Source organism: Laceyella sediminis, from assembly GCF_003003125.1.
Lineage (GTDB): Bacteria > Bacillota > Bacilli > Thermoactinomycetales > Thermoactinomycetaceae > Laceyella > Laceyella tengchongensis.
In genome coordinates this window covers 126746-150520 of the sequence record NZ_PVTZ01000009.1, presented here as the reverse complement: position 1 = coordinate 150520, position 23775 = coordinate 126746, and the positions used below count along the sequence as shown (strand labels likewise).

The following is a 23775-nucleotide window of genomic DNA, read 5'->3' as shown; positions in this document are numbered from 1 at the left end:
TAGGGTCCGAAGACCCCCGCACGACTTGCATGTATTAGGCATGCCGCCAGCGTTCATCCTGAGCCAGGATCAAACTCTCCGTTAAAGGTTTCACACCAAAGTGCAAAACTGAGGTTTGAGTCTATGCTCAATGAATTGACAGGTCACGTTGTCACTCTTTAGTTTTCAAGGAACACTTTGTTTCATTTCGCACCGCTCGTTCGCGGCGACAAATAAGATATTATCACAGGCATTATATCATGTCAACACTTATTATCCAAAAAAGAGCGATTCCATTCATCCGGAACCGCTCTTACCCCGTTTACAATTAATCTATTTCGAACCGTTGGCCATTAATCTCAAAGCTAGCAGTCACTTTCGCGTTAAGGGAATTGGATACGGAGCAATACTTCTCCACAGATAGCTTCACCGCGCGGCGCACTTTGTCTTCCGGCAGATCTCCCGTCAGACGATAATGCATGTGAACGTGCGTAAAGCGGCGCGGATGCTCTTCTGCCCGCTCTCCATTCACTTCCATCGCGAAAGACTCCACATGTAAGCGCATTTTACGCAAAATATCCACAATATCAATCCCAGAACACGTTCCCACCGCGGACAGAAGCACCTCGGTCGGCCGTGGGCCTAGGTTCTCTCCGCCCACTTCTTGCGAGGCATCCAAGGAAATTGCATGGCCCGAGGGTGTCTCCGTTTTAAAATGCATGTTGCCTTGCCACTCAATTTTAATGTTCATTGTCGTACCTCCTTTTATTGCATGCCTGACACAATAAGGCCCGATTCAACCACAGCAGCCACCGCCAACAGCAGGGCGATGATCAAAATCAATCGGGGCAATCTGGCCCGGATGCCTTTCCACTCTTGAATGGAACCTTCACGCCGCCCGGGTACCAGCATCGCTAGAAAACGGCGCCAGCCTGCCATGCCCAACCGGATGCCGATCGCTGCCGCCAAAATGATAGCGGGTAATTCAAGCACGCCATGCGGTAGGACTTTCCCGACAAAGATGGCCAAGGGATGCTGCCCGCTGGACTTGGCCGCCGCATCTAATACTACACCGAGAACCATCCCATTCGTCAACATGGCCATAAACGGAATAATCCCCAGCAAAAGCCCAAACGCAATCATTTCTAGCGAAGCGAGCAGGTTATTAAGAAAAATGATGCTGAAGGCATTGGCAAACGTAGGCTCTTTGCTGATTGATCCCATCACTTGCTCCAATTGATCCATGATCCCCATCTGCTTCATGCTTTCAAGAATGGCATCTCCATTGGCAAACCCGGCTATGGTGCTAGTGATGAATACCACCGCCGCAATGCCGAGATACCTGCTTTCTTCCCTGATTGCCGCCAACCACATCCGCATATCTTTCACTCCTTTTGCCTTAAGGGATTCAATCATAACCCTCGTCCATCGGCATAGATTGATAATAAGAGGTTGCCAGTAGGAGGGTCATAGATGAATATGTTCTTGGTTTTATCTGCAAAACGATTGAAAAGTACGTTTTTCATCATGTTAGCTTTGTTTTTCGCTATGGGCATTTTCTACGCTGAAAATAAGAATATGCAAGTGTTCTTCCCTATTGACCCTGGGCCAAGTGCCATCTACAGTGTAGAGACGGATAAAAAACAAGTGGCCCTCACGTTCGACATCAGTTGGGGGGAAGAACGCACCGGACCGATCTTGGATGTGTTGGAGCAAAAAGGATTGAAAAAGGCAACATTCTTCCTGTCATCTCCTTGGGCTGAGAGCCATCCTGATTTGGTCAAACGCATTGTGGACATGGGTTTTGAGATAGGGAGCCACGGCCATCGCCATGATAATTATAGCCAGTACAACGAAGAGCAAATTCGCACGCAAATTAGCAAAGCGGACCGAATCTTGACCGAAATTACGGGGAAAAAGCCGAAGCTAATCCGCTATCCAAATGGCGATTTCGACAAACGGGTGTTACGCATCGCCGATCAAATGGGATATAAGTCCATCCAATGGGACACTGATTCGCTCGACTGGATGAACCCAGGAAAAGAGAAAATCATCAACCGCGTTCTCAAGCGCGTCCATCCGGGCGACATCATTCTCATGCACGCCAGCGATTCTTGCCGGCAAACCCACGAAGCCCTGCCTGTCATCATCGACTCCTTGCGCAAACAAGGATATCAATTTGTCACTGTCTCCGAGCTGATCGCCGGTTCCGAAGTAAAAATGAAAGCCGTTGATTGATAAGATTTCCATCGCATGATGGCGACAAACCAGTTTCCCGCCAATCGAGGGAACTGGTTTGTCGTGTTTTACTTATTTGGTTTGGCTGATTTTCGCCGGCGGTTTGATCCAACGGTGCAATTGCAGGATTTGCCATGCGTTGCAAACCAGCAACACCACCACGCTGTGAAAAATGATCAATAACGGGATTTCGCCCGCTTTGGAATTAATCGATGGAATCGCCTCAAGAATAGTAGCCACGACCATGAAGAAAAGAGTCGGAATATAGGCCGACACATTGGTCGATTTCTCTTTCAGCTTCGCTACGATCAAGGCCGTCAGGAGAATGATGAATGGAATCAATAAGTGCAACCAAAAGCTTTCCCCACTGAATTTGACCGCATTCAGATATACCAGATTACCCAAAATGATCACTGTGAGAACCAACATCGTCACATCATAACCCAGTTTATTGCGAATGAGCCCCTTGGCCAAGAAATTGAAAACCAGGTATGCAAAGAACCCCAACTCAGCAACCGCCGCCAGGGTCAAACTCAACAGCAATTGTTGTGTGATGTCGCCAAACATCTTCTGCCCCACCAATATCTCCAGGACAAAAGCAAGGACCAACGCCGTCACGCCGCCAAGCGCGAGTGTGGACCAGAACCAATAAAACAGTTTTTTTAGTGTCATGGCCGTCTCTCCTGTTCCATTTCCTCTTCTCGATTGTATCAAAATCATTATACCTGCGAAAGTGGACGCCTTTCTTTCTCTGCATAAAACCCATCCACCCATTCCATATTAAAAGTAGTTCCCTTGGAAACGGAGGCAGGACACGCTTATGCAGCGCTTAAAATGGATAATCCCAATTATCGCCGGTCTTTTCCTCATTTCATGCAATAACAGCCAATCCCAACCGCAAGAGCCTGATTACCAAAAGATTAAAGAGATCACACTGGACGTATTGCACACCTCTGAAGGAAAAAAGATGCTGGAAGATGTCATGACCGATCCATCGTTCAAACAAAAAGTCACCATCGATTCCAAAGAATTGGAAACGATTTTGTCCAAGTCGTTTACAGATCAGCAGACCAAAAAAGAGTGGGAAAAAATCCTGCAAAAAGAAACAGTGGCTGCCAACTTATATAAAGCGAATGAAGAGCAACAGAAAACCATGTTCAAAACAATGATGAAAGATCCAGAGTACCAAAAGATGATGCTCGATCTCTTAAAAGATCCGCAGTTTTCCCAACACCTGATTCAGTTGCTCAAAAGCCAACAAGCCCGCCAAGAAGTGCAAAAGCTCATGGAAGAGCTTGTATCAGTGCCAAGCATTCAAGAAAAGTTGGCCAAAAAAGTGCAAGAAGCATTGAAGCAAAAAGAGGGCGAAAAACAAGGCCAAGGCGGTGGAGAAGCCAGTGGAGGAGATGGTGGCGGAGACGGTGGCGGGGAAGGCAGCGGAGGATCATAAGCAAAAGGCTACCAGGCATAAGCCCGGTAGCCTTTTTTTAGGATTCGCTATGCACAGGCGCTTTTTCGATCACTTTGCGCGCCAATGTGGTGTAGATCTTACCGATAAAATGGTTGGCATCGTATACTGAAGGAGCGAAATTCGGATCATCCACATCGTCGTTGTCAGGGGCACCCAATGGAATCTGCGCCAGCAGCTCAATGTTCAATTCTTTGGCCAGTTTCTCTCCCCCGCCACGGCCAAATACATACTCGCGCTCTCCGTATTTGTTCTGATACCACGCCATGTTTTCCACAACCCCCAACAGCTCGTGTTTGGTGGCGTGAAGGGCCATCGCACCAGCCCGGGCGGCCACAAACGCTGCCGTCGCATGCGGGGTGGTCACCAAGATTTCCTTGCTTTGTGGTATCAATTGATGAACATCCAAGGCGACATCCCCTGTTCCAGGAGGCAAATCCAATAGCAAGTAATCTAATTCGCCCCAATGGACTTCACTAAAGAAATTGCGCAACATCTTACCTAACATGGGGCCACGCCACACGACAGGAGCATTGTCTTCCACAAAGAATCCCATCGACATCACTTTCACGCCAAACCGTTCCACAGGCAAAATGGTTTGGTCGATCACCACGGGGCGTTGTTCGATCCCCATCATGTCCGGCACACTAAAGCCATAGATGTCTGCATCGATGATGCCTACTTTCTTGCCTTCCCTCGCCAAAGCGACAGCCAAGTTCACCGTCACTGTCGACTTGCCGACACCGCCTTTGCCACTGGCAACAGCGATGAATTCCGTTTTCGAAGCTTTGGACAACAGGGGCGATTCGGTGTTTGCGCCCGCTGCGGAGGGACCACTGGGTCGGCGCAATGATTCTGACAGCGCTTTTCTCTCTTCATCGGTCATCGCACCAATGCGCACATCCACTTCTGTAGCCCCCAAGGCCTTCAGCGCCGTTTCGACATCCTCCTGAATCTTAAATTTAAGGGGGCAACCCTGAATTGTTAAAATCAAATCCAGTGCCACACGCGTCCCCTTGATTTCAATATTGCGAACCATGTTTAGCTCAACCAAGCTTCTATTTATCTCCGGATCTTTTACTTCTTTTAAAGCGTCCAATACTTGTTCTCTCGTTATCATGTCACAAGACACCTCGATCGAAAGCGATTTCTTTTCCATTATAGCACATTAACGATCGGTTAACGGAGGTGTCTCCTTGCCGGTGTAATACTGCAACAAGCCCAAATAAATGGCGGCAGCCAATTTCTTCTGGTAATTCTCATTTGCGAGCAGTTTGGCCTCGCCTGGATTGGTCAAAAAACCAACTTCAACCAGTGCGGTGGGGACATGTGCCTCTTTGAGGATGTAGACATCGCTTTTCTGTTTGGCCAGGCGGTTGGTATTCCCCAATTGTTTGATCAATTCCGCTTGAATCAGCGTGGCCAACCGCTTGTTCTCTTCGCGAATCGGATTGTAAAAAGTTTGGGCGCCAGACCACTTGGGAGATGTCATGGCGTTGAGATGGATGCTCACAAGCGCATCAGCCCGCTTCTCCTTCAACAAGTGAATGCGCTTTAACAAATCCTCCACTTTTCGCCGACTGAGTGACTTCGTTTCCGGTTCGGCTAAGTCTTGGTCGGCTTCGCGCGTCATCAGCACATATGCTCCCGCTTCATTCAGGTAATCCCGCAAATATAAAGCAATATTTAAAGTGATATGTTTCTCTACCAATCCGTTTCCGCTGGCCCCTCCATCGACTCCCCCGTGACCTGCGTCAATCATGATCACCTTGCCACTCAGGGGCATAGCCATGGTGCTAACTGAGCCTACCTTCATAACCGAAAACATGCCGATGGCACTGACAAGCACCGCCGCGCAGAGCAGAATCATCCATCCTTTTTTCTGGTGGCGCTTCCACCAATCCATTGCCATTTTCATGCGTCTCGCCTCACTTCACATCGCCTACTAGCTAATGTATGGGACGAGACCGATTGATATGATCGTCAACGCTTTTGTGCATACCCTTTCATAAACCAATTTTTAGACAGCTCCGCCAACAGCATAAACACCGATTCCGCGCTCCATTCATCCAACCACTCGAATACATGAAACTCTTTGGTCAGCTGTTCCATCAGCTGTTGGCAATGGGCTTGATGGCGCGGCGCAAACACATCCAGCGCCTCTTTAAACGTTCGTGGTGACCGTCTCCATTTGGCTTCTTTCATGCCACAAACAAACGCTTCATAGGCCAGACGGTAACATAATTCGAGCAGGAGCCATTTTCTCGAGGCCGGCCAATATTTCACTATCGGTTCGATCAGATTGGCTTTCACCCGCTCCATTTCGTCCCAAGTGAACGCATCTAATGCATCTTGGCGCAAAGCCGCTTCTTTTTTTATCCGCAAACTATCAATATGAATGATTTCCCCCACCAAGCCAAATCGCTCCTTCTTTTGCATCCATCTCATTTATTGTTGACGAAAGAAGGACAGAAAAAACCCCTGGACAACAATCCAGGGGTTTGTGTAAAAAGCGGATGCCCGATTAGCGCTTGGAGAACTGAGGTGCGCGACGAGCAGCTTTGAGACCGTATTTTTTCCGTTCTTTCATCCGTGGGTCACGGGTCAAGAAGCCGGCTTTTTTCAAGGATGGACGAAGTTCTGGATCCACTTTCAGAAGCGCACGCGCGATACCGTGGCGGATTGCGCCCGCTTGTCCTGTGAATCCACCACCGGATACGTTCACCAATACATCATAACGATCCGTGGTGTTGGTCAGTACTAATGGTTGACGTACGATCGCTTTTAAGGTTTCCAGACCAAAATAGTCATCAATGTTACGACCATTGATCACAACGCGGCCATCCCCAGCAACGAGGCGAACACGAGCGACCGATTCCTTACGGCGACCGGTTCCATAGAATTGAACTTGTGCCAAATCGGTTACCTCCTTTTATTAACCGCGCAGTTCCCACTCAACCGGCTGTTGAGCCTGATGAGGATGTTCGGAACCAGCGTATACTTTTAGTTTTTTGAATTGCTGACGACCCAAAGAGCCTTTTGGCAGCATGCCTTTCACTGCGAATTCGATCAGGCGCTCCGGATGTTTGGCGCGCATGTCACTGGCTACAGTGGCTTTCAAACCACCTGGATGACCAGAGTGACGATAGTAAGTTTTTTGAGCCCATTTTTTACCGGTCAATTCAACTTGATCTGCGTTAATCACGATCACAAAATCGCCAGTGTCCACATGGGGAGTAAATTCAGGTTTATGCTTTCCGCGAAGCAAGGTAGCTACTTCAGTTGCGAGGCGACCCAAGGTTTTGCCCGCAGCATCTACCACATACCATTTCCGTTCCACTTGATTTGGCTTAGCCATAAATGTGGTACGCATCGTATTCCCTCCTCTATCGCAACGGATTGACCGTTTACTTTTAACAGATTTAGAAGCATTTAGAAGCAATTAGAAGCATTTTTGTAGCACTGACAAGATTTGCGCCGAACAACTCCACCGGGGCATGGAGTGGAAAATACCAAGCGTAATCTTACCTTAAATGCGGGAAAATGTCAAGAAATCGCAAGGGCAAATGCCCTGTTTACATATTGTTCCATGGAGTGTAGCCCACTTCCATCAGCACGAGCCCCTCGGGCGGGAAAGTAGGGCCAGCCTTCGTGCGATCGCGGGCGGCCAAGATCACCGGGATTGCATTAGGATCGATATGCTTTCTCCCCACCTCGACCAATGTGCCGGCCAATATCCGCACCATGTTGTACAAAAACCCGCTACCTGTCACTTCGATCGCATACCCATGCGCTTCTTCGATAACCTCGCACCGATAGATCGTGCGCACCCGGTCTTCCACCTGCGTTTTGGCCGAGCACAGCGATGTGAAATCATGAGTGCCCACCAAGTAACCGGCAGCTTCCCGCATCGCCTGAAAATCAACTACATAAGGAAGATGAGTGCGATAACGGCGAGAAAACACATCCGGGGCACGCCGCGTATCTATCTGATAGCGATACGTCTTCCAGTGGGCGCTCTTGCGCGCGTGAAAGTCGGACGGAACTTCTTCGCTCGACACCGCGACAATATCCCGCGGCAACATGTTGCGCAAGATATACGCGATCTTTTCGGCGGGAATCGGACTAGATGTCACAAAGTGGCAAATCTGCCCTTGGGCATGAACACCCGCATCTGTCCTTCCCGAGCCGTGAATCTCTATCTTTTCCCGCATCAAGGCGGTCAACGCGTTTTCCAGCTCCGCTTGGATCGTGCGTTGCCCCGGTTGGCGCTGAAACCCGGAAAAGTCAGTGCCGTCATAGGAAATGTGCAGTTTGATCTTTTTCATCTTCTTATTTCGGCCCCCTACTTCTCCAAGTACCACAACGCCAGCCACAGCGTCGCCGCCGTCGGAATCAGCCACAAATCCCGCCGAGCGAACGTCAACTCCCGCCAACGGGTTCGCCCTTCGCCTCCGCGGTAGCCACGGGCTTCCATCGCCATGGCCAAATCTTCGGCGCGCCGGAAAGACGAGATCAAGAGCGGGATCAAGATGGGAATATGGTTCATGATCCGTCTGAACAATGAACCAGCCTCAAAATCAACCCCGCGCGCCATTTGAGCCTTTTTGATTTTTTCCGTTTCCCCCCATAAGGTAGGAATGAAGCGAAGCGCAATGGACATCATCATCGCCAACTCATGCACGGGAACGCGCACCTTCGTCAGCGGCCGCAATAGTTGTTCAATTGCATTGGTGATCTCCATCGGGGAAGTGGTGCAAGTGAGCAAGGTAGCCGTAGCCATCAAGACAAATAAACGCAACGACATGAGCACCGCTTGCTCCACCCCTGCCTCATGCACCGAAAACAACGGCGTCTGAAGCAAGACCCCACCGCCTTTTGTCGTGAACAAGTGCAGTAGCGAAGTCAGGATGATCAAAAATAATATCGGCTTGACTGCTCGCAAAAAAAGTGCAAGCGGAATGCGCGCCCCTTTGACAGCAAGCAAGACAAACAGGGTGAGCAACAGGTACGAAGGCCACCTGTCCGCAAATAAAACGAGGAACATGAAGGCAAACACAAATACCAGCTTGCCTCTAGGATCCAATCGATGCAAGAACGAATCGACCGGGACATATTGTCCAATTACGACCGGTGTCACCTGTCATCCCCCCGCTTCCAGCGCGACTCCAGCTCACGCTCCAACTCTTCAACAGAGAACAGTGTCAGTGGAAGGGGAGGATCGAGGTTGCGGTTCAACGCCATGATCAACTTGGTGATCTCTGGCACATCCAGCTTAAGCCGAGACAGTGCCTGTTCATTCCCAAACACTTCTCTCGGGGAGCCCGTAAGCGCAATCCGCCCTTCTGACAAGATCACCAGCTGCTCCGCGTATCGGGCCGCCTCTTCCATCTGATGAGTGACCAGTAATACGGTCAACCCCTGTTCACGGTGTAAACGCCCCACCATGTCCAGCATCTCCCGTTGACCGCGGGGGTCAAGGCCAGCTGTCGGCTCATCAAGGATGAGCACCTGCGGTCGCATAGCCAGAATACCGGCAATAGCCACTCGCCGCATCTGCCCACCGCTCAGAGCCAATGGGGAACGATCTTTCAATGAAGGGGGCAAACCCACCCAACGCATGGCTTCCTCCACCCTCTCGGCGACCTGTTCTTCTGTCAGTCCTTGCTGACGCGGGCCAAAAGCGATGTCTTTCGCCACGGTTTCTTCAAACAATTGGTGTTCAGGATATTGAAAAGCGACCCCAACCAACCGCCTGAGTTCCGACAGCTGTTTGCTCTTGGGCGTCACCACTTGATTTCCAATCCTTAATTGCCCCGACGTCGGCTTAATCAAGCCGGCCACCGTCTGGATCAACGTTGATTTGCCCGAACCCGTCGCCCCGAGCAACGCGACAAATGAACCGCTTGCGACGCGCAAATTGATATCCGTCAACGCTTGTTTAGCAAACGGGGTTCCAGGATGGTATATGACGTTCAAGTCTTCGATAACAATCTCCATAGTTCGCTCACCAGATCCTCTTTACTGGTGATGGAAGCGCGTACCGGCCAGCCCGCTTTCACCAGGCGGTGATGCAATTCCACTTCAAGTGGAACATCCAGATCCCACTCTTTCAACTTCATCGCTTGTGGATATAGTTCAGCGACAGGGGTGTCCAACTTGATTTGTCCTTCGGCCATTACGATCAACCGCTCAGCCATAAACGCTTCTTGCGCTGAATGGGTGATGTGGATCACCGTCGTCCCCCGTTCATGGATTGACTTGATCAGTTGGCACACTTCCGCTCTTCCTTGCGGGTCCAGCATCGACGTCGACTCATCAAACAGGATGATATCCGGTTGCATCGCCACCACCCCTGCAATGGCCAAACGTTGCTTCTGCCCACCTGAGAGATGGTGTGGTTCCCGCTCTTCCATCCCAGCTAGACCTACCCATTGCAACGCCTGTGCCACCCTTGCTTTCATCTCATCGCGCGGCAACCCCATATTCTCTAAACCAAAAGCGACATCATCCTGAACAGTAGGCGCGACAATTTGATTATCTGGATTTTGAAATACCATTCCAACCCGACGTCGAATTTGCCACAACTCATGTTCATTTGATGTCGCTCGTCCACAAACGTGCACATCTCCTTCAGTAGGGAGATACAGCCCAGCGATTATGCGTGCCAATGTTGATTTTCCTGAACCATTGGGGCCAATGATACTAACATACTCACCTGCCCCGACGGTGAGCTGGATATCTTTCAGTGCCCATCTTTCCTTGGATAATGCATCAGGCTGATAGTGAAACCGGAGATTGGAAACGTGCAAGATCGGTTCCATGTTAGCTCCTTAAAAGAAAAAAGGGTAAACGTCAGGACCGGCCGGATCCTGCCCTCACCCTTTCTAATTCAAACTATCAACGCATGGCTTACTTCACCAATTCGATGAAAACCATAGGTGCACCGTCACCACGGCGAGGTCCGAGCTTCAGGATGCGGGTGTAGCCGCCGTTGCGCTCTTTATAGCGTGGTGCGATTTCGTCAAACAGCTTTTTCACTGCATCGACGTTTTTGTTATGGGTCACTTCTTCCCCATCTTTTACGGTGTTGGAGCGAGTCGTGCGAACAAACGCTGCCGCTTGGCGACGTGCGTGCAGATCTCCGCGTTTACCGAGGGTGATCATTTTCTCCACGATGGAGCGCACTTCTTTCGCTTTGGATTCGGTGGTTTCAATGCGTTCGTTGATAATCAGATCCGTTACCAAATCACGGAGCAACGCTTTACGGGCTCCTGTGTTTCTGCCGAGTTTGGAATATGCCATCTTCTTTCCCTCCCCCTACCAGTTGTTAGTCGTCTTTGCGAAGTGACAACCCGAGCTCTTGCAACTTCTCTTGAACTTCTTCCAGAGATTTGCGTCCCAAGTTGCGAACTTTCATCATATCTTCTTCTGATTTTTGCGTGAGCTCTTGAACGGTGTTGATGCCGGCACGTTTGAGACAATTGTAAGAACGCACGGAGAGGTCGAGTTCCTCGATGGTCATCTCCATGACCTTCTCTTTTTTGTCTTCTTCTTTTTCTACCATGATTTCAGCATCTTTTGCCTGTTCAGTCAGACCCACAAATAACATCAAGTGCTCATTTAAGATCTTAGCGCCAAGGCTCACCGCTTCATCCGGTTTCAAGCTGCCGTTCGCCCAGACTTCCAAGATCAATTTGTCGTAGTTGGTAACTTGTCCAACACGCGTATTGGTCACTTGATAGTTAACCCGTTCAATAGGCGTGTAGATCGAGTCAATCGGAATCACACCGATCGGCAGATCTTCACGTTTATTCTTATCAGCGGATACATATCCGCGGCCACGATTCGCGGTCATCCGAATGCGCAGGTGGGCGTCTTCAGCCAATGTAGCGATGTGCAAATCAGGATTCAACACCTCTACATCACTATCCGCGCGAATATCCCCCGCTTTGACTTCTCCCGGGCCTTCGAGATCGATCTCCAGGATTTTCTCTTCATCCGAATGAATTTTGAGAGCAAGTTGTTTAATGTTGAGAATGATCTCCGTGGTATCTTCTACAACTCCAGGAATCGTGGAGAACTCATGCAATACCCCATCAATCTGGATGGTTGTAACGGCCGCTCCTGGCAAAGAGGAGAGCAGGACACGGCGCAGAGAATTGCCCAGGGTAGTGCCGTATCCGCGTTCCAAGGGTTCTACCACAAATTTTCCGTAACGATGATCATCACTGATTTCAACAGCTTCGATCTTCGGCTTTTCAATTTCAATCATACGGCTCACAAACCCTCCTTCAGAACGTCGCGTTCTGGGCGTTATCTCCCTAGCAGCTGAAATGTGTGGTGTATATAGGAAAGACAAGGAAATCCAGTCCTAACCAGTATACACGATAATTTACAAAAATAAACCACGGATCAGCTTAAAGAAGTAAGATTAAACACGACGACGTTTTGGCGGACGGCAACCGTTGTGAGGGATCGGTGTTACGTCTTTGATCAAGCTGACTTCAAGGCCTGCTGCTTGCAGAGAGCGGATCGCCGCTTCACGACCGGAGCCGGGGCCTTTAACCAGTACATCAACAGACTTCATCCCGTTTTCCATTGCGACTTTGGCTGCTGCTTCTGCTGCCATTTGCGCCGCAAACGGAGTGCTCTTGCGGGAACCTTTGAATCCCATGGTGCCGGAGCTTGCCCAAGCGACGGTGTTACCACGTGGGTCTGTGATTGTGATGATCGTATTGTTGAAAGTGGAGCGGATATGAGCTACGCCCGTCTCAATGTTCTTTCTCACACGACGTTTTACGCGCTGAGTAGTCGTTTTACGTTTAGCCACTGTTTTCCCTCCTTACTGCAATTATTTTTTCTTGTTCGCAACCGTACGGCGTGGACCTTTACGGGTACGAGCATTGGTTTTGGTACGTTGACCACGAACCGGCAAACCACGACGATGACGGATGCCGCGATATGCGCCGATCTCGATCAGACGCTTGATGTTCAGTGCCACTTCACGACGAAGGTCACCTTCTACCACCAAGTTTTTATCAATAAAGCTGCGCAGCTTGGTCACTTCTTCTTCCGTCAAGTCGCGAACACGGGTATCTGCGCTGATCCCAGTTGCTTCCAAAATTTTTTGTGCTTGAGAACGACCAATACCGTAAATGTAAGTCAGGGCGATCTCTACACGTTTCTCACGTGGCAAGTCAATACCTGCGATACGTGCCATACGCTACACCTCCCGTCTATTATCCTTGTTTTTGCTTGTGTTTTGGATTTTCACAGATTACCATTACAGCCCCTTTGCGACGAATCACTTTGCACTTTTCGCAAATGGGCTTCACAGATGGTCTTACTTTCATCTTGTTAACCTCCTGTCTGTGTCCCACTTTAGGTTCGGCACCCCAAGGTTATCGAGTCACTACGCGAAATTACTTATAGCGGTAAGTGATCCGCCCACGGGTTAAGTCATAAGGGGAAAGTTGCACGGTCACTTTGTCTCCTGGCAAAATGCGAATAAAATGCATGCGGATTTTGCCAGAAACATGCGCCAACACTTCATGACCATTCTCCAACTTCACACGGAACATTGCGTTTGGCAGGGGCTCTTGGACGATCCCTTCAACCTCGATCACATCTTCCTTGGCCATCGATTCACTCTCCTTTTTGCTCGCTCAGGAGCAGGTATTGGTTCAGGGCGTATCGCAACTTGGCATTGGTTACACGACCATGTTGTCTCAATGCTTCAGCCACATCCTCGCTTACATAGTTGATAAGCTGGATGTGTTTTACGTTTTTCTTTTTGGGATGGTCAAATTTACGCTGATCCCCATCAGCCAGAAAAACGAAATGTGGTTCCTCAAAACTGATTACTACAGCGAATTGACCTGCATCTCTCCCGCGCAACACACGCACGATCTGTCCCTGGCGGGGTCTGCAGTCAACAGCAGCCACATTCATCACCCTTCACCTGTTACGCTTTCGTCAAAATCTCATGGCCTTCATCCGTGATCGCAATCGTGTGCTCAAAATGGGCGCAGATTGAACCGTCAGTCGTCACAACCGTCCAATTGTCCGCAAGTGTCCGCACAAAGCGTTTGCCGAAGTTTACCATCGGCTCCACTGCCAAGGTCATCCCCGGCTTCAACCGAGGCCCTTTCCCAGCTAATCCATAATTGGGAACGCTCGGCGCCTCATGCAGGTTTTGGCCAATGCCATGACCCACATACTCACGCACAATCGAAAAGCCCGCTTCTTCAGCGACTCGTTGTACGGCATGAGAGATATCACCGATGCGCGCACCAGGCTTTGCTTGTTCCAAGCCTTTGTAAAGACTCGCTTCGGTAACTGAAAGCAATTTTTCCGCATCTGGAGAAATTTTCCCTACGGCGTAAGTCCAAGCCGAGTCCCCATGGTACCCCTCATAACACGCGCCGATGTCGATGGAGATAATATCCCCCTCTTTCAACGTGCGGTCACTTGGAATCCCGTGAACCAGCTCTTCGTTGACCGAAGTGCAAATGCTTCCGGGAAACCCATTATACCCTTTAAAAGAAGGAATGGCACCAAAACGGGTAATCACTTTCTCCGCGATCCGGTCCAACTCTTTCGTTGTCACACCCGGTTGGATCGCCTTCTTCAACTCCTGATGAGTCAAATAAACGATCTTGCCCGCTTCTCTCATGCGGTCTAACTCTTTTGCCGATTTTAAAATAATCATTTCACGGAACCTCGAATCAGTGACAAGATTTGTTCGGTCACGTTTTCGATCGGCTGCTCCCCATTCACGCGATGAAGTTTGCCAGTCGATTCGTAGTAATGAAGTAAGTGACGTGTTTGCTCAAGATTCACCTTAAGCCGTTCTTGAACGGTCTCAGCACTGTCGTCAGCGCGCTGGTACAGCTCGCCGCCACAGCGGTCGCAGACGCCTTCTACTTTTGGTGGTGCGAACACCACATGGTACGAAGCACCACAATCGCGACAGATGCGTCTTCCTGTGAGCCGTTTCAGCAGTTCTTCTTCGCTTACTTCAATATATAATACGAAATCGATAGCGCGATGAAGCTCTTTTGTCAATTCATCAAGTGCTTCAGCCTGTGGAACCGTTCTGGGAAAACCATCCAACAAAAAACCGTTCGCACAATCATCTTTGCCCAACCGCTCACGAACGATACCAATCGTCACACGGTCGGGAACCAGTTGACCTTGCTCCATATAGGACTTTGCTTCCAAGCCCAATGGCGTTTCTTCTTTTACGGCTGCCCGAAACATATCTCCCGTGGAGATGTGAGGAATGTCCAACTCCTCAAGTATTCGGCTCGCTTGAGTGCCTTTTCCTGCTCCGGGCAAACCCATCAGTACGATATTCAAGCCTCATCCCTCCGGTTGGGTTGCCTACGGGCGGTCCGCATGTGCAGATGATGCCAACAATGGCCTGCTCATGCATAGTCCCCGGAAGAAGGCTCCGGGGGTGTTCGATCATCTTATTTATGCATAAAGCCTTTATAATGGCGTTTGATCAATTGGCTTTCAATTGTTTTCAACGTCTCAAGAGCGACGCCGACAACGATCAGAAGGGATGTTCCACCTATCTGAACTTGCTGCGGCAAGCCCGCCAAGATGATCAGGATGATCGGCAAAATGGACACGGCCGCCAAAAACAGGGCACCCGTCAAGGTCAAACGGTTCATCACCTTGGTCAGGTAGGCGGTTGTGGCTTTGCCAGGGCGGACACCTGGAATAAATCCACCATTTTTCTTCATCTGATCAGACAATTGAATTGGGTTGAGCTGCACAAACGTATAGAAGTAAGTAAATCCGATGATCAGGATCACGTACAGTGCCATCCCGAGGCTAAACTTGGTGTAGTCAAAGTTGACAATAATCCAATCAGCAACAGGATTGCCTTGCCAGAACTGTGCGATCGTCTGCGGAAACATCAAGAGCGAAAGGGCGAAGATCACAGGAATTACACCAGCAGCATTGGTTTTCATCGGAATGTGGGTCGATTGACCACCATACATTTTACGTCCAACCACACGCTTCGTGTATTGTACCGGGATCTTTCTTACGCCTTGGTGAATGTAGATAACCGCCACAATCAGGATGATTGCAACAAGCAAAACGCCAACCATCTTCAGAATGCCCAGGAACAATTGGTCTTTGTCCTTAAAGAAATCTTCGGCCAAATAGCCCACTTGACCCGGCAGACCAGCGACGATCCCCGCAAAGATCAAAATGGAAATGCCGTTTCCAATCCCTTTGTCGGTGATTTGCTCACCCATCCACATCAAGAAACAGGTACCCGCTGTCAAGGACAAGGCGATTAAGGAATACGACCACACGCTTTCATCCACAATAAACCCGGCAGCGGCTCTGTTAAACCCGATCGAAACCCCGATCGACTGGATGAGGGCCAGCACCACCGTAAAATAACGGGTAAACTGGGCAAGCTTGCGGCGCCCCACTTCCCCTTCTTTCGCCCAGCGTGAAAACGCCGGAATCACATCCATCGAGAGCAATTGCACAACGATCGATGCGGTGATGTAAGGCATAATGCCCATCGCAAAGATGGAGAAGTTTTGTAAGGCATTCCCTGAAAAAGCATTGATGAGATTGAAAACCCCTTGGGTCTCATTCATCATTTGCTGAAGGATATTGGCGTTAGTGTTCGGAACCGGAATGAAGCTTCCGATCCGAAAAACCACTAACATCATCAGGGTAAAAAAGATACGACGACGAAGATCTTCCACCTTAAAGATGTTTCCCAGGTTCCGAATCATTAGATTACCTCCGTCGCTCCACCAACGGCGTTGATTTTTTCAATCGCAGAGGCAGAGAATTTATGAGCTTTCACGGTAAGTTTCTTGCTCAATTCGCCATTGCCCAGGATTTTCAAACCATCTTTCAAGTTTTTCACAACGCCTTCTTGAACCAAGAGTTCCGGAGTAACAACAGTTCCCTCTTCAAAACGGTTCAAGGTGTCGAGGTTGACAATCGCATACTCCACACGATTTGGGTTGGTAAAGCCGCGTTTTGGCAAACGGCGGTAAATCGGGTTTTGACCACCTTCAAAGCCAGGACGCACGCCACCACCAGAGCGGGCATTTTGACCTTTATGACCTTTACCAGCCGTCTTACCTTGGCCAGCAGAAATGCCGCGACCAAGTCGTTTTTTCTTGTGACGAGAGCCTTGGGCAGGTTTCAGCTCGTGCAGTTTCATCCTTCGCACCTCCTCTTCAACAGATCATATCGCTTATTCAGCGATTTCTTTCACTTCCACCAGATGGTTCACTTTTTTGATCATGCCACGAATCGCCGGATTGTCTGCATGGACAACGGTTTGCTCACGTTTCGTCAGACCGAGTGTGCGCAGGGTGACGCGTTGCACTTCCGGACGGCCAATCATACTACGCTTCAGCGTAACTGCCAGCTTCTTAGCCACGGTCATCCCTCCTTAACCCAACAATTCCTCTACGCTTTTGCCGCGCAGTTTTGCAACGTCCTCAGGACGCTTCAAGCTTTCCAATCCCGCCAAAGTTGCGCGAACCATGTTGATCGGGTTGTTGGAACCGGTCGATTTGGTGAGGATGTCGCCCACACCAGCCGCGTTCAACACGTCACGTACAGGTCCGCCCGCAATTACCCCGGTACCTTTGGAAGCCGGTTTCATGATGACTTGGCCAGCGCCGAAACGGCCAACCACATCATGCGGGATGGTGTTGCCTTTCAAAGGAACAGTAATCATGTTCTTTTTGGCATCTTCGATACCTTTGCGAATCGCTTCCGGTACCTCAGCCGCTTTACCGATGCCCGCACCGACTTTGCCTTTGCCGTCGCCGACAACAACCAGAGCGCTGAAGCTGAAACGACGACCACCTTTAACGACCTTCGCTACGCGGTTAATGTTAACCAGCTTTTCGATATACTCGGATTGCGCAGCATCTCTTTTGCGTGGTTTCTCTTGCTTGCTCAAAAGTCTAGACCCCCTTCCCGTGCTCCTTCAGCCAAAGCTTTAACCCGACCATGATAGAGATATCCGCCACGATCGAACACAACTACTTTGTGTCCTTTATCAATCGCGCGTTTTGCAATCATCTCACCAACAATACGTGCCGCTTCAACCGTTCCACCGTTCACACCTTTAGCTTGGAACTCCTTATCCAGGGTGGACGCAGAAGCGATCGTGTGACCCACGGTGTCATCGATCAATTGTGCATAAATGTTGTTGGAAGAGCGGAACACGTTCAAACGTGGGCGCTCAGCCGTACCAAACAACCGTTTGCGAACACGCAGATGGCGTTTTTTCCGTTTCTTATTGCGATCTTCCTTGCGAATCACGGTCTAGCTCACTCCCTTCTAGTTAGGCGATTCGATTACTTACCAGTTTTACCTTCTTTACGGCGAATAACTTCATCGCTGTATTTGATCCCTTTGCCTTTGTATGGCTCAGGCTCACGAATCTTGCGGATGTTAGCGGCCATTTCGCCGACTTTTTGCTTGTCAATCCCTTTAACCACGATCTGGGTTTGAGATGGTACATCCAACTCAATCCCTTCAAGCGGTGTCACTTCCACAGGGTGGGAGTAACCTACGTTCAACACCAGATTGCTTCCTTTCTTGGAAGCCCGGTATCCGACACCTACCAACTCAAGTGTTTTGGAGAATCCATTGGATACACCTTCAACCATGTTTGCAATCAAGCTGCGGGTGGTACCATGGAGTGCACGGTGTGTGCGATGATCGCTTGGACGTTCCACGATCAATTCGTTGTTCTCCAACTTGATGGCGATATCGGAATGGAAGTCGCGGGTCAGTGTGCCTTTTGGACCTTTCACCGTTACCTTGCCGCCCTCGACTTTCACTTCAACGCCAGCTGGAATAACAACTGGTTTTTTTCCGATACGGGACATTCCGTTCACCTCCATCCGTTAGCCAAATTACCAGATATAAGCGAGTACTTCTCCGCCCACTTTGTTTTGGCGAGCTTCTTTGTCAGTCAAGATGCCTTTGTTCGTAGACAAAATGGCAATACCCAGACCACGCAATACACGTGGAATTTCATTAGATTTTACATAAACACGCAGACCGGGTTTGCTGATCCGTTTCAGCCCGGTAATTACTTTTTCGTTGTTCTGACCGTACTTCAGGAAGATGCGGATAATACCTTGCTTGTTATCTTCGATATATTCAGCATCGCGAATAAATCCTTCACGTTTCAGGATTTCAGCAATCTCCCGTTTCATACGAGACGCAGGGAACTCAACGCTCTCATGGCGAACCATGTTGGCGTTACGAATTCTAGTCAGCATATCTGCAATCGGGTCAGTCATCACCATGCGAAACCCTCCTTCCTATCATCATTACCAGCTTGCTTTTTTAACGCCGGGAATCTGCCCTTTGTAGGCCAACTCACGGAAGCAGATACGACACAGCTTAAACTTGCGCAATACGGAATGTGGACGACCACAACGTTCGCAACGGGTGTAAGCGCGCACTGCAAATTTCGGCTCACGCTTAGCCTTTACGATCATCGACTTCTTGGCCAAGTGATTCCCTCCTTTAATCGTATTTTTAATCCCGTTCGGGACTACTTGCGGAATGGCATACCCATTTGGGTAAGCAGCTCACGAGCTTCTTCATCGGTGTTGGCCGTTGTCACGATCACAACGTCCATACCGCGAACTTTATCCACTTTATCGTATGCGATTTCCGGGAAGATCAGCTGTTCTTTCAGACCCAGGGTGTAGTTCCCACGGCCGTCAAACGCTTTTGGGGAAACCCCACGGAAGTCGCGTACGCGTGGCAGAGCGATGTTCATCAGTTTGTCCAAGAAGTGATACATCCGCTCACCACGAAGAGTTACTTTCACACCGATCGGCATGCCTTCACGAAGCTTGAAGCCAGCGATCGATTTTTTTGCACGGGTGATGATTGGCTTTTGACCAGCGATCAACGTCATGTCTTCTACCGCTCCATCCAACACTTTCGCGTTGGCTACAGCTTCACCCACACCCATGTTGATGACCACTTTCTCAACTTTTGGCACTTGCATAGTAGATTTGTAGTTGAATTTTTTCATGAGGTTGGGAGCAACCTCGTTCAGGTACATCTCTTTCAGACGTGCTGCCACTTTGTGTACCTCCCTTCCTTAAACGTTACTTGTCAAGAATTTCGCCAGACTTTTTGGCTACGCGAACTTTTTTCTTCTCACCGTTCTTGCCTTCAACGAATTTGTAACCAACACGAGTTGGTTCTTTCGTTTTTGGATCCTCGATCATCAAGTTGGAAACATGGATTGGCGCTTCCTTTTCGATGATACCACCTTGAGGATTGGCTTGAGTCGGGCGGGAATGCTTCTTCACCATGTTCACACCTTCGACTACCACGCGGTTCTCTTTTGGGAGAACTTTGATCACGCGACCGCGGGTGTAAACCTTTTTGCCGTTTTCAAAGTACGGCGCTTCTTTGCCGCGCATAACGATAACCATATCGCCTTTTTTGATGTGCATGTCTTAAGCACCTCCTTGCATACTGACGTGGTACCAGCCATAAAGAACTTTATATTACAGTACTTCCGGTGCCAAAGATACGATTTTCATGAAATCGCGATCACGCAGCTCACGGGCAACAGGTCCAAAGATACGAGTTCCACGTGGGCTTTTATCTTCTTTGATAACAACCGCCGCGTTTTCATCAAAACGGATGTAGGAACCATCTGGACGGCGAGACGGACGAACCGTACGTACCACCACGCACTTCACTACATCACCCTTCTTGACAACGCCACCGGGTGTAGCTTGTTTTACGGAAGCCACGATGATGTCACCGATACTAGCAGTGGACTTTTTGGAGCCACCCAATACACGGATGCACATAACTTCTTTCGCACCAGAGTTGTCAGCGACACGAAGACGTGTTTGAGGTTGGATCATGGTTTTCCCTCCTTCCCGCGTCATTCACGCGTGTCTCAAGTTAGATGATCACAGCTTCTTCAACGACTTCTACCAAACGAAAACGCTTGTCTTTGGAAAGCGGACGAGTTTCCATGATTTTTACTACATCGCCCATTTTCGCTTGGTTGTGTTCGTCATGAGCTTTGAATTTTTTCGTGTATTTCACACGCTTACCGTACAGTGGATGTTTCTTATAGGTCTCAACAGCGACAACAATCGTTTTATCCATTTTATCGCTGACCACTTTGCCGACACGTACTTTACGGCGAGTTGTACGCTCGTTCATCCCTGTTTCCTCCTTTCGATTCCCAGTTCGCGCTCCCGCAGAACGGTTTTAGCACGGGCAATCGCCTTGCGAACTTGGCCAATCCGAGCAGGGTTTTCCAATTGCCCAGTGGCCGACTGGAAGCGGAGGTTAAACAGTTCTTCCTTGTACTGTGCGAGCTTTTGCTCAATCTCGGCGGTGGTCAACTCTACTAATTCTTTTGCTTTCATTCGTTACCACCCGCTTCTTCACGTTTTACGAACTTCGTTTTCACCGGCAATTTCATTGCCGCCAGACGCATTGCTTCGCGAGCTGTTTCTTCCGGTACTCCAGCCAACTCAAACATGATGCGACCTGGTTTTACGACCGCTACCCATTTTTCAGGAGAACCTTTACCGCTACCCATCCGAACCTCAAGCGGCTTTTGGGTGATTGGTTGATCTGGGAAGATCTTGATCCATACTTTACCACCCCGTTTGATGTAACGGGTCATGGCGATACGGGCAGCTTCGATTTGACGGTTCGTAATCCAAGCTGGCTCAAGTGCTTGCAATCCGTACTCGCCGAATGCGACTTCCGTACCGCCTTTCGCCTTCCCTTTCAGGCTCGGACGATGCGGACGGCGGTATTTCACACGTTTAGGCATCAACATAGATTACTCGCCTCCTTCCGCTGCTCCTTTATTTTTGGTTGGCAATACCTCGCCACGGTATACCCACACTTTCACACCAATCCGACCATAAGTGGTGTGCGCTTCTGCAAAACCATAGTCGATGTCAGCGCGCAGGGTGTGAAGAGGTACCGTTCCTTCGCTATAACCTTCGCTACGGGCGATGTCCGCTCCACCCAAACGTCCGCTCACCATCGTGCGGATCCCTTTTGCTCCAGCACGCAAGGAACGTTGAATCGCTTGTTTCATCGCACGGCGGAAAGATACGCGACGCTCCAATTGTTGCGCGATGCTTTCTGCAACCAGATATGCATCAAGCTCTGGATTTTTGATTTCGTTAATGTTGATGTGAACTTTCTTGTTGGTCAGTTTCGCAAGCTGTTGGCGCAATGCTTCAACTTCCGAACCACCTTTACCGATAACCATCCCCGGCTTCGCGGTGTGGATGCTGATGTTTACGCGGTTGGCTGCGCGTTCAATCTCTACAGTGGAAACCGCTGCGTCTTTCAGCTTGTTTTTCACGAATTCACGGATCTTAATGTCTTCGTGTAATAAATCAGCATAGTCTTTGTCAGCGTACCATTTGGATTCCCAGTCGCGAATCACCCCGACACGCAGACCAACTGGATTTACCTTTTGACCCACAGCTTCATCCCTCCTTGTTCAATAGTTGATTACTTTTCGCTCACAACCACGGTGATGTGGCTGGTGCGTTTGTTAATGCGGCTCGCACGTCCCATAGCACGAGGCATGTAACGCTTCAGTGTTGGACCTTCGTCAACAAACGCTTTCGCTACAACCAGACGGCTGGTGTCCATGTTAAAGTTGTGCTCAGCATTTGCCACAGCAGAAGCGAGTACTTTCTCGATAATCGGAGATGCTGCGCGAGGAGTGAATTTTAAAATCGCGATGGCTTCTTCCACGGACTTGCCGCGGATCAAATCCATTACTAGGCGCGCTTTGCGTGGAGCGATGCGCACATAACGTGCAACAGCTTTAGCTTCCATGTTGTAACCCCCCTCTCTTCAACAAGACCTCTACCGTCTTTTCGTTTTCTTGTCATCAGCGGCGTGACCTTTGTAGGTGCGGGTTGGAACGAACTCACCCAACTTGTGACCTACCATGTCTTCAGTCACGAATACAGGAACATGTTTGCGACCATCATGCACTGCGAAAGTGTGACCGATGAAGTCAGGGAAAATGGTGGAACGGCGAGACCAGGTTTTGATCACTCGCTTTTCACCTTTTTCATTCAGTTCTTCAACCTTTTTAATCAGGTGCGCATCTACAAATGGTCCTTTTTTCAAGCTGCGGCCCATGTAATTAACCTCCCTTCGAGTGAGGCTTTCTCCCAGCCTAGATTACTTCTTGCGACGACGGATAATATATTTGTCAGATGCTTTGTTTTTCTTACGGGTTTTGTAACCAAGCGTCGGTTTGCCCCATGGGGTCATCGGAGACTTGCGTCCGATTGGCGCGCGGCCTTCACCACCACCGTGCGGATGGTCTACCGGGTTCATAACGGAACCGCGAACGGTCGGGCGCTTGCCTAACCAACGAGAACGTCCAGCTTTACCAATGGTGATAAGCTCATGATCCAGGTTACCCACTTGACCGATGGTCGCGCGGCACTCCAAGTTGATCATGCGGGTTTCACCAGAGGTCAGGCGGATGATCGCGTATTTGCCCTCTTTACCCAGAAGTTGTGCAGAAGCACCTGCTGCACGCACCAATTGTCCACCGCGGCCTGGTTTCATCTCAATGTTGTGGATGACGGTACCTACAGGAATGTTTTTCAGTGGCAGTGCGTTACCCACACGGATGTCTGCTTCCGGACCGGACATGATGGTGGTGCCGACTTTCAAGCCATGCGGAGCGAGAATGTAGCGTTTTTCACCATCCGCATAATGAATCAGCGCGATGTTGGCGGAACGGTTTGGATCGTACTCGATCGTAGCGACCTTACCTGGGATGCCGTCTTTGTTGCGCTTGAAGTCAATAATACGGTATTTGCGTTTATGACCACCGCCTTGATGGCGAACAGTCAACCGACCTTGGTTGTTGCGGCCCGCTTTGCGCACCAGCGTAACAAGCAAGGATTTCTCCGGTTTGTCGGTGGTGATTTCTTCGAAAGAAGAAACGGTCATATGACGACGAGATGGAGTCGTTGGTCTAAAATGTTTTACAGCCATGCCTTTTTCCCTCC

At 49.6% G+C, this 23775-nt stretch carries 41 protein-coding genes and 1 rRNA gene; 2 read left to right on the top strand and 40 right to left on the bottom strand.

Annotated elements, in window-relative coordinates:
• The 3 genes from CLV36_RS12035 to CLV36_RS12025 form a co-directional block, all read right to left on the bottom strand.
• A 16S ribosomal RNA gene (locus CLV36_RS12035) occupies positions 1–85 on the bottom strand; the annotation flags it as partial.
• 222 nt (positions 86–307) lie between these two features.
• Positions 308–730 carry an OsmC family protein gene (locus tag CLV36_RS12030; protein ID WP_106342809.1) on the bottom strand — a complete coding sequence of 141 codons (423 nt, stop codon included), beginning with the start codon at positions 728–730 and terminating at the stop codon, positions 308–310.
• Positions 731–744: 14 nt separating this feature from the next.
• Complete coding sequence (locus CLV36_RS12025) at positions 745–1359, bottom strand: stage II sporulation protein M (RefSeq protein ID WP_181353013.1); 615 nt, start codon at positions 1357–1359, stop codon at positions 745–747.
• A gap of 93 nt (positions 1360–1452) precedes the next feature.
• On the opposite strand from CLV36_RS12025, the gene pdaB reads away from it, so the two are divergent.
• Positions 1453–2217, top strand: a complete 765-nt coding sequence (gene pdaB, locus CLV36_RS12020; protein ID WP_106342807.1) for a polysaccharide deacetylase family sporulation protein PdaB — start codon at positions 1453–1455, stop codon at positions 2215–2217.
• Between the two features lie 72 nt (positions 2218–2289).
• Here pdaB and CLV36_RS12015 read toward each other — a convergent pair whose 3' ends face one another.
• A complete protein-coding gene (locus tag CLV36_RS12015; protein ID WP_181353011.1) occupies positions 2290–2889 on the bottom strand; it encodes a KinB-signaling pathway activation protein in 600 nt (199 codons plus the stop codon).
• A gap of 148 nt (positions 2890–3037) precedes the next feature.
• On the opposite strand from CLV36_RS12015, the gene gerD reads away from it, so the two are divergent.
• On the top strand, positions 3038–3667 hold the full coding sequence (gene gerD, locus CLV36_RS12010) for a spore germination lipoprotein GerD (RefSeq protein ID WP_106342805.1): 630 nt from the start codon (positions 3038–3040) through the stop codon (positions 3665–3667).
• Positions 3668–3704: 37 nt separating this feature from the next.
• Here gerD and CLV36_RS12005 read toward each other — a convergent pair whose 3' ends face one another.
• The 36 genes from CLV36_RS12005 to rplB form a co-directional block, all read right to left on the bottom strand.
• The gene (locus CLV36_RS12005) at positions 3705–4805 is read right to left on the bottom strand and encodes a P-loop NTPase (RefSeq protein WP_106342814.1); all 1101 of its coding nucleotides are present in this window, start codon (positions 4803–4805) and stop codon (positions 3705–3707) included.
• 48 nt (positions 4806–4853) lie between these two features.
• A complete protein-coding gene (gene cwlD, locus CLV36_RS12000) occupies positions 4854–5603 on the bottom strand; it encodes an N-acetylmuramoyl-L-alanine amidase CwlD (RefSeq protein ID WP_106342804.1) in 750 nt (249 codons plus the stop codon).
• 65 nt (positions 5604–5668) lie between these two features.
• Positions 5669–6100 (bottom strand): hypothetical protein, encoded by a 432-nt coding sequence (locus CLV36_RS11995; RefSeq protein ID WP_146130635.1) that lies wholly within the window; start codon positions 6098–6100, stop codon positions 5669–5671.
• 109 nt (positions 6101–6209) lie between these two features.
• The gene (rpsI, locus tag CLV36_RS11990) at positions 6210–6602 is read right to left on the bottom strand and encodes a 30S ribosomal protein S9 (protein WP_022738906.1); all 393 of its coding nucleotides are present in this window, start codon (positions 6600–6602) and stop codon (positions 6210–6212) included.
• 18 nt (positions 6603–6620) lie between these two features.
• Complete coding sequence (gene rplM / locus CLV36_RS11985) at positions 6621–7058, bottom strand: 50S ribosomal protein L13 (RefSeq protein WP_022738904.1); 438 nt, start codon at positions 7056–7058, stop codon at positions 6621–6623.
• Between the two features lie 202 nt (positions 7059–7260).
• Complete coding sequence (gene truA / locus CLV36_RS11980) at positions 7261–8013, bottom strand: tRNA pseudouridine(38-40) synthase TruA (protein WP_106342802.1); 753 nt, start codon at positions 8011–8013, stop codon at positions 7261–7263.
• A 17-nt stretch (positions 8014–8030) separates the two neighbouring features.
• Positions 8031–8825: an energy-coupling factor transporter transmembrane component T family protein gene (locus CLV36_RS11975; protein ID WP_106342801.1), complete on the bottom strand. Its 795-nt coding sequence runs from the start codon at positions 8823–8825 to the stop codon at positions 8031–8033.
• Entirely contained in the window at positions 8822–9685 is an 864-nt protein-coding gene (locus CLV36_RS11970; RefSeq protein WP_106342800.1) for an energy-coupling factor transporter ATPase, read from the bottom strand. The genes CLV36_RS11975 and CLV36_RS11970 overlap by 4 nt, the downstream gene beginning before the upstream one ends.
• On the bottom strand, positions 9661–10509 hold the full coding sequence (locus CLV36_RS11965; protein ID WP_106342799.1) for an energy-coupling factor transporter ATPase: 849 nt from the start codon (positions 10507–10509) through the stop codon (positions 9661–9663). Before CLV36_RS11965 ends, CLV36_RS11970 begins: the two co-directional genes overlap by 25 nt.
• Before the next feature lie 88 nt (positions 10510–10597).
• The gene (rplQ, locus tag CLV36_RS11960) at positions 10598–10990 is read right to left on the bottom strand and encodes a 50S ribosomal protein L17 (protein ID WP_022738898.1); all 393 of its coding nucleotides are present in this window, start codon (positions 10988–10990) and stop codon (positions 10598–10600) included.
• 25 nt (positions 10991–11015) lie between these two features.
• On the bottom strand, positions 11016–11960 hold the full coding sequence (locus CLV36_RS11955; protein WP_102991339.1) for a DNA-directed RNA polymerase subunit alpha: 945 nt from the start codon (positions 11958–11960) through the stop codon (positions 11016–11018).
• 159 nt (positions 11961–12119) lie between these two features.
• Positions 12120–12518 (bottom strand): 30S ribosomal protein S11, encoded by a 399-nt coding sequence (rpsK, locus tag CLV36_RS11950; RefSeq protein WP_029072151.1) that lies wholly within the window; start codon positions 12516–12518, stop codon positions 12120–12122.
• A 21-nt stretch (positions 12519–12539) separates the two neighbouring features.
• On the bottom strand, positions 12540–12908 hold the full coding sequence (gene rpsM / locus CLV36_RS11945; protein WP_022738895.1) for a 30S ribosomal protein S13: 369 nt from the start codon (positions 12906–12908) through the stop codon (positions 12540–12542).
• A 19-nt stretch (positions 12909–12927) separates the two neighbouring features.
• A complete protein-coding gene (gene rpmJ, locus CLV36_RS11940; RefSeq protein WP_022738894.1) occupies positions 12928–13041 on the bottom strand; it encodes a 50S ribosomal protein L36 in 114 nt (37 codons plus the stop codon).
• Positions 13042–13110: 69 nt separating this feature from the next.
• Positions 13111–13329, bottom strand: a complete 219-nt coding sequence (gene infA, locus CLV36_RS11935) for a translation initiation factor IF-1 (RefSeq protein WP_022738893.1) — start codon at positions 13327–13329, stop codon at positions 13111–13113.
• 4 nt (positions 13330–13333) lie between these two features.
• On the bottom strand, positions 13334–13639 hold the full coding sequence (locus CLV36_RS11930) for a KOW domain-containing RNA-binding protein (protein ID WP_054095567.1): 306 nt from the start codon (positions 13637–13639) through the stop codon (positions 13334–13336).
• Positions 13640–13652: 13 nt separating this feature from the next.
• Positions 13653–14399, bottom strand: a complete 747-nt coding sequence (map, locus tag CLV36_RS11925) for a type I methionyl aminopeptidase (protein WP_106342798.1) — start codon at positions 14397–14399, stop codon at positions 13653–13655.
• Positions 14396–15049 (bottom strand): adenylate kinase, encoded by a 654-nt coding sequence (locus CLV36_RS11920; protein ID WP_102991337.1) that lies wholly within the window; start codon positions 15047–15049, stop codon positions 14396–14398. The genes map and CLV36_RS11920 overlap by 4 nt, the downstream gene beginning before the upstream one ends.
• Before the next feature lie 113 nt (positions 15050–15162).
• Positions 15163–16461, bottom strand: a complete 1299-nt coding sequence (gene secY / locus CLV36_RS11915; RefSeq protein WP_022738888.1) for a preprotein translocase subunit SecY — start codon at positions 16459–16461, stop codon at positions 15163–15165.
• Positions 16461–16901, bottom strand: coding sequence for a 50S ribosomal protein L15 (gene rplO, locus CLV36_RS11910; RefSeq protein WP_054095565.1), 441 nt, complete (start codon positions 16899–16901; stop codon positions 16461–16463). Before rplO ends, secY begins: the two co-directional genes overlap by 1 nt.
• 33 nt (positions 16902–16934) lie before the next feature.
• Positions 16935–17129, bottom strand: coding sequence for a 50S ribosomal protein L30 (rpmD, locus tag CLV36_RS11905; RefSeq protein ID WP_102991335.1), 195 nt, complete (start codon positions 17127–17129; stop codon positions 16935–16937).
• Positions 17130–17135: 6 nt separating this feature from the next.
• On the bottom strand, positions 17136–17603 hold the full coding sequence (gene rpsE / locus CLV36_RS11900; protein ID WP_029072149.1) for a 30S ribosomal protein S5: 468 nt from the start codon (positions 17601–17603) through the stop codon (positions 17136–17138).
• A 47-nt stretch (positions 17604–17650) separates the two neighbouring features.
• A complete protein-coding gene (gene rplR / locus CLV36_RS11895; protein WP_022738883.1) occupies positions 17651–18019 on the bottom strand; it encodes a 50S ribosomal protein L18 in 369 nt (122 codons plus the stop codon).
• Between the two features lie 35 nt (positions 18020–18054).
• Positions 18055–18591, bottom strand: a complete 537-nt coding sequence (rplF, locus tag CLV36_RS11890) for a 50S ribosomal protein L6 (RefSeq protein ID WP_022738882.1) — start codon at positions 18589–18591, stop codon at positions 18055–18057.
• Positions 18592–18618: 27 nt separating this feature from the next.
• Positions 18619–19017, bottom strand: coding sequence for a 30S ribosomal protein S8 (gene rpsH / locus CLV36_RS11885; protein ID WP_102991334.1), 399 nt, complete (start codon positions 19015–19017; stop codon positions 18619–18621).
• Between the two features lie 24 nt (positions 19018–19041).
• Positions 19042–19227, bottom strand: a complete 186-nt coding sequence (locus tag CLV36_RS11880) for a type Z 30S ribosomal protein S14 (RefSeq protein WP_022738879.1) — start codon at positions 19225–19227, stop codon at positions 19042–19044.
• A gap of 41 nt (positions 19228–19268) precedes the next feature.
• The gene (rplE, locus tag CLV36_RS11875; protein ID WP_106342797.1) at positions 19269–19811 is read right to left on the bottom strand and encodes a 50S ribosomal protein L5; all 543 of its coding nucleotides are present in this window, start codon (positions 19809–19811) and stop codon (positions 19269–19271) included.
• Positions 19812–19836: 25 nt separating this feature from the next.
• On the bottom strand, positions 19837–20190 hold the full coding sequence (rplX, locus tag CLV36_RS11870) for a 50S ribosomal protein L24 (protein WP_102991333.1): 354 nt from the start codon (positions 20188–20190) through the stop codon (positions 19837–19839).
• A 54-nt stretch (positions 20191–20244) separates the two neighbouring features.
• Positions 20245–20613: a 50S ribosomal protein L14 gene (gene rplN / locus CLV36_RS11865; protein ID WP_102991332.1), complete on the bottom strand. Its 369-nt coding sequence runs from the start codon at positions 20611–20613 to the stop codon at positions 20245–20247.
• A gap of 40 nt (positions 20614–20653) precedes the next feature.
• The gene (rpsQ, locus tag CLV36_RS11860; RefSeq protein WP_106342796.1) at positions 20654–20920 is read right to left on the bottom strand and encodes a 30S ribosomal protein S17; all 267 of its coding nucleotides are present in this window, start codon (positions 20918–20920) and stop codon (positions 20654–20656) included.
• Entirely contained in the window at positions 20917–21129 is a 213-nt protein-coding gene (rpmC, locus tag CLV36_RS11855; protein WP_022738873.1) for a 50S ribosomal protein L29, read from the bottom strand. The genes rpsQ and rpmC overlap by 4 nt, the downstream gene beginning before the upstream one ends.
• A complete protein-coding gene (gene rplP / locus CLV36_RS11850; RefSeq protein WP_022738871.1) occupies positions 21126–21551 on the bottom strand; it encodes a 50S ribosomal protein L16 in 426 nt (141 codons plus the stop codon). Before rplP ends, rpmC begins: the two co-directional genes overlap by 4 nt.
• Positions 21552–21554: 3 nt before the next feature.
• Complete coding sequence (rpsC, locus tag CLV36_RS11845) at positions 21555–22214, bottom strand: 30S ribosomal protein S3 (protein ID WP_022738870.1); 660 nt, start codon at positions 22212–22214, stop codon at positions 21555–21557.
• Positions 22215–22243: 29 nt separating this feature from the next.
• Positions 22244–22576 carry a 50S ribosomal protein L22 gene (gene rplV / locus CLV36_RS11840; RefSeq protein ID WP_022738869.1) on the bottom strand — a complete coding sequence of 111 codons (333 nt, stop codon included), beginning with the start codon at positions 22574–22576 and terminating at the stop codon, positions 22244–22246.
• A gap of 30 nt (positions 22577–22606) precedes the next feature.
• Complete coding sequence (gene rpsS, locus CLV36_RS11835) at positions 22607–22888, bottom strand: 30S ribosomal protein S19 (RefSeq protein ID WP_022738868.1); 282 nt, start codon at positions 22886–22888, stop codon at positions 22607–22609.
• A gap of 42 nt (positions 22889–22930) precedes the next feature.
• Complete coding sequence (rplB, locus tag CLV36_RS11830; protein WP_022738866.1) at positions 22931–23761, bottom strand: 50S ribosomal protein L2; 831 nt, start codon at positions 23759–23761, stop codon at positions 22931–22933.
• Positions 23762–23775 lie beyond the last annotated feature (14 nt).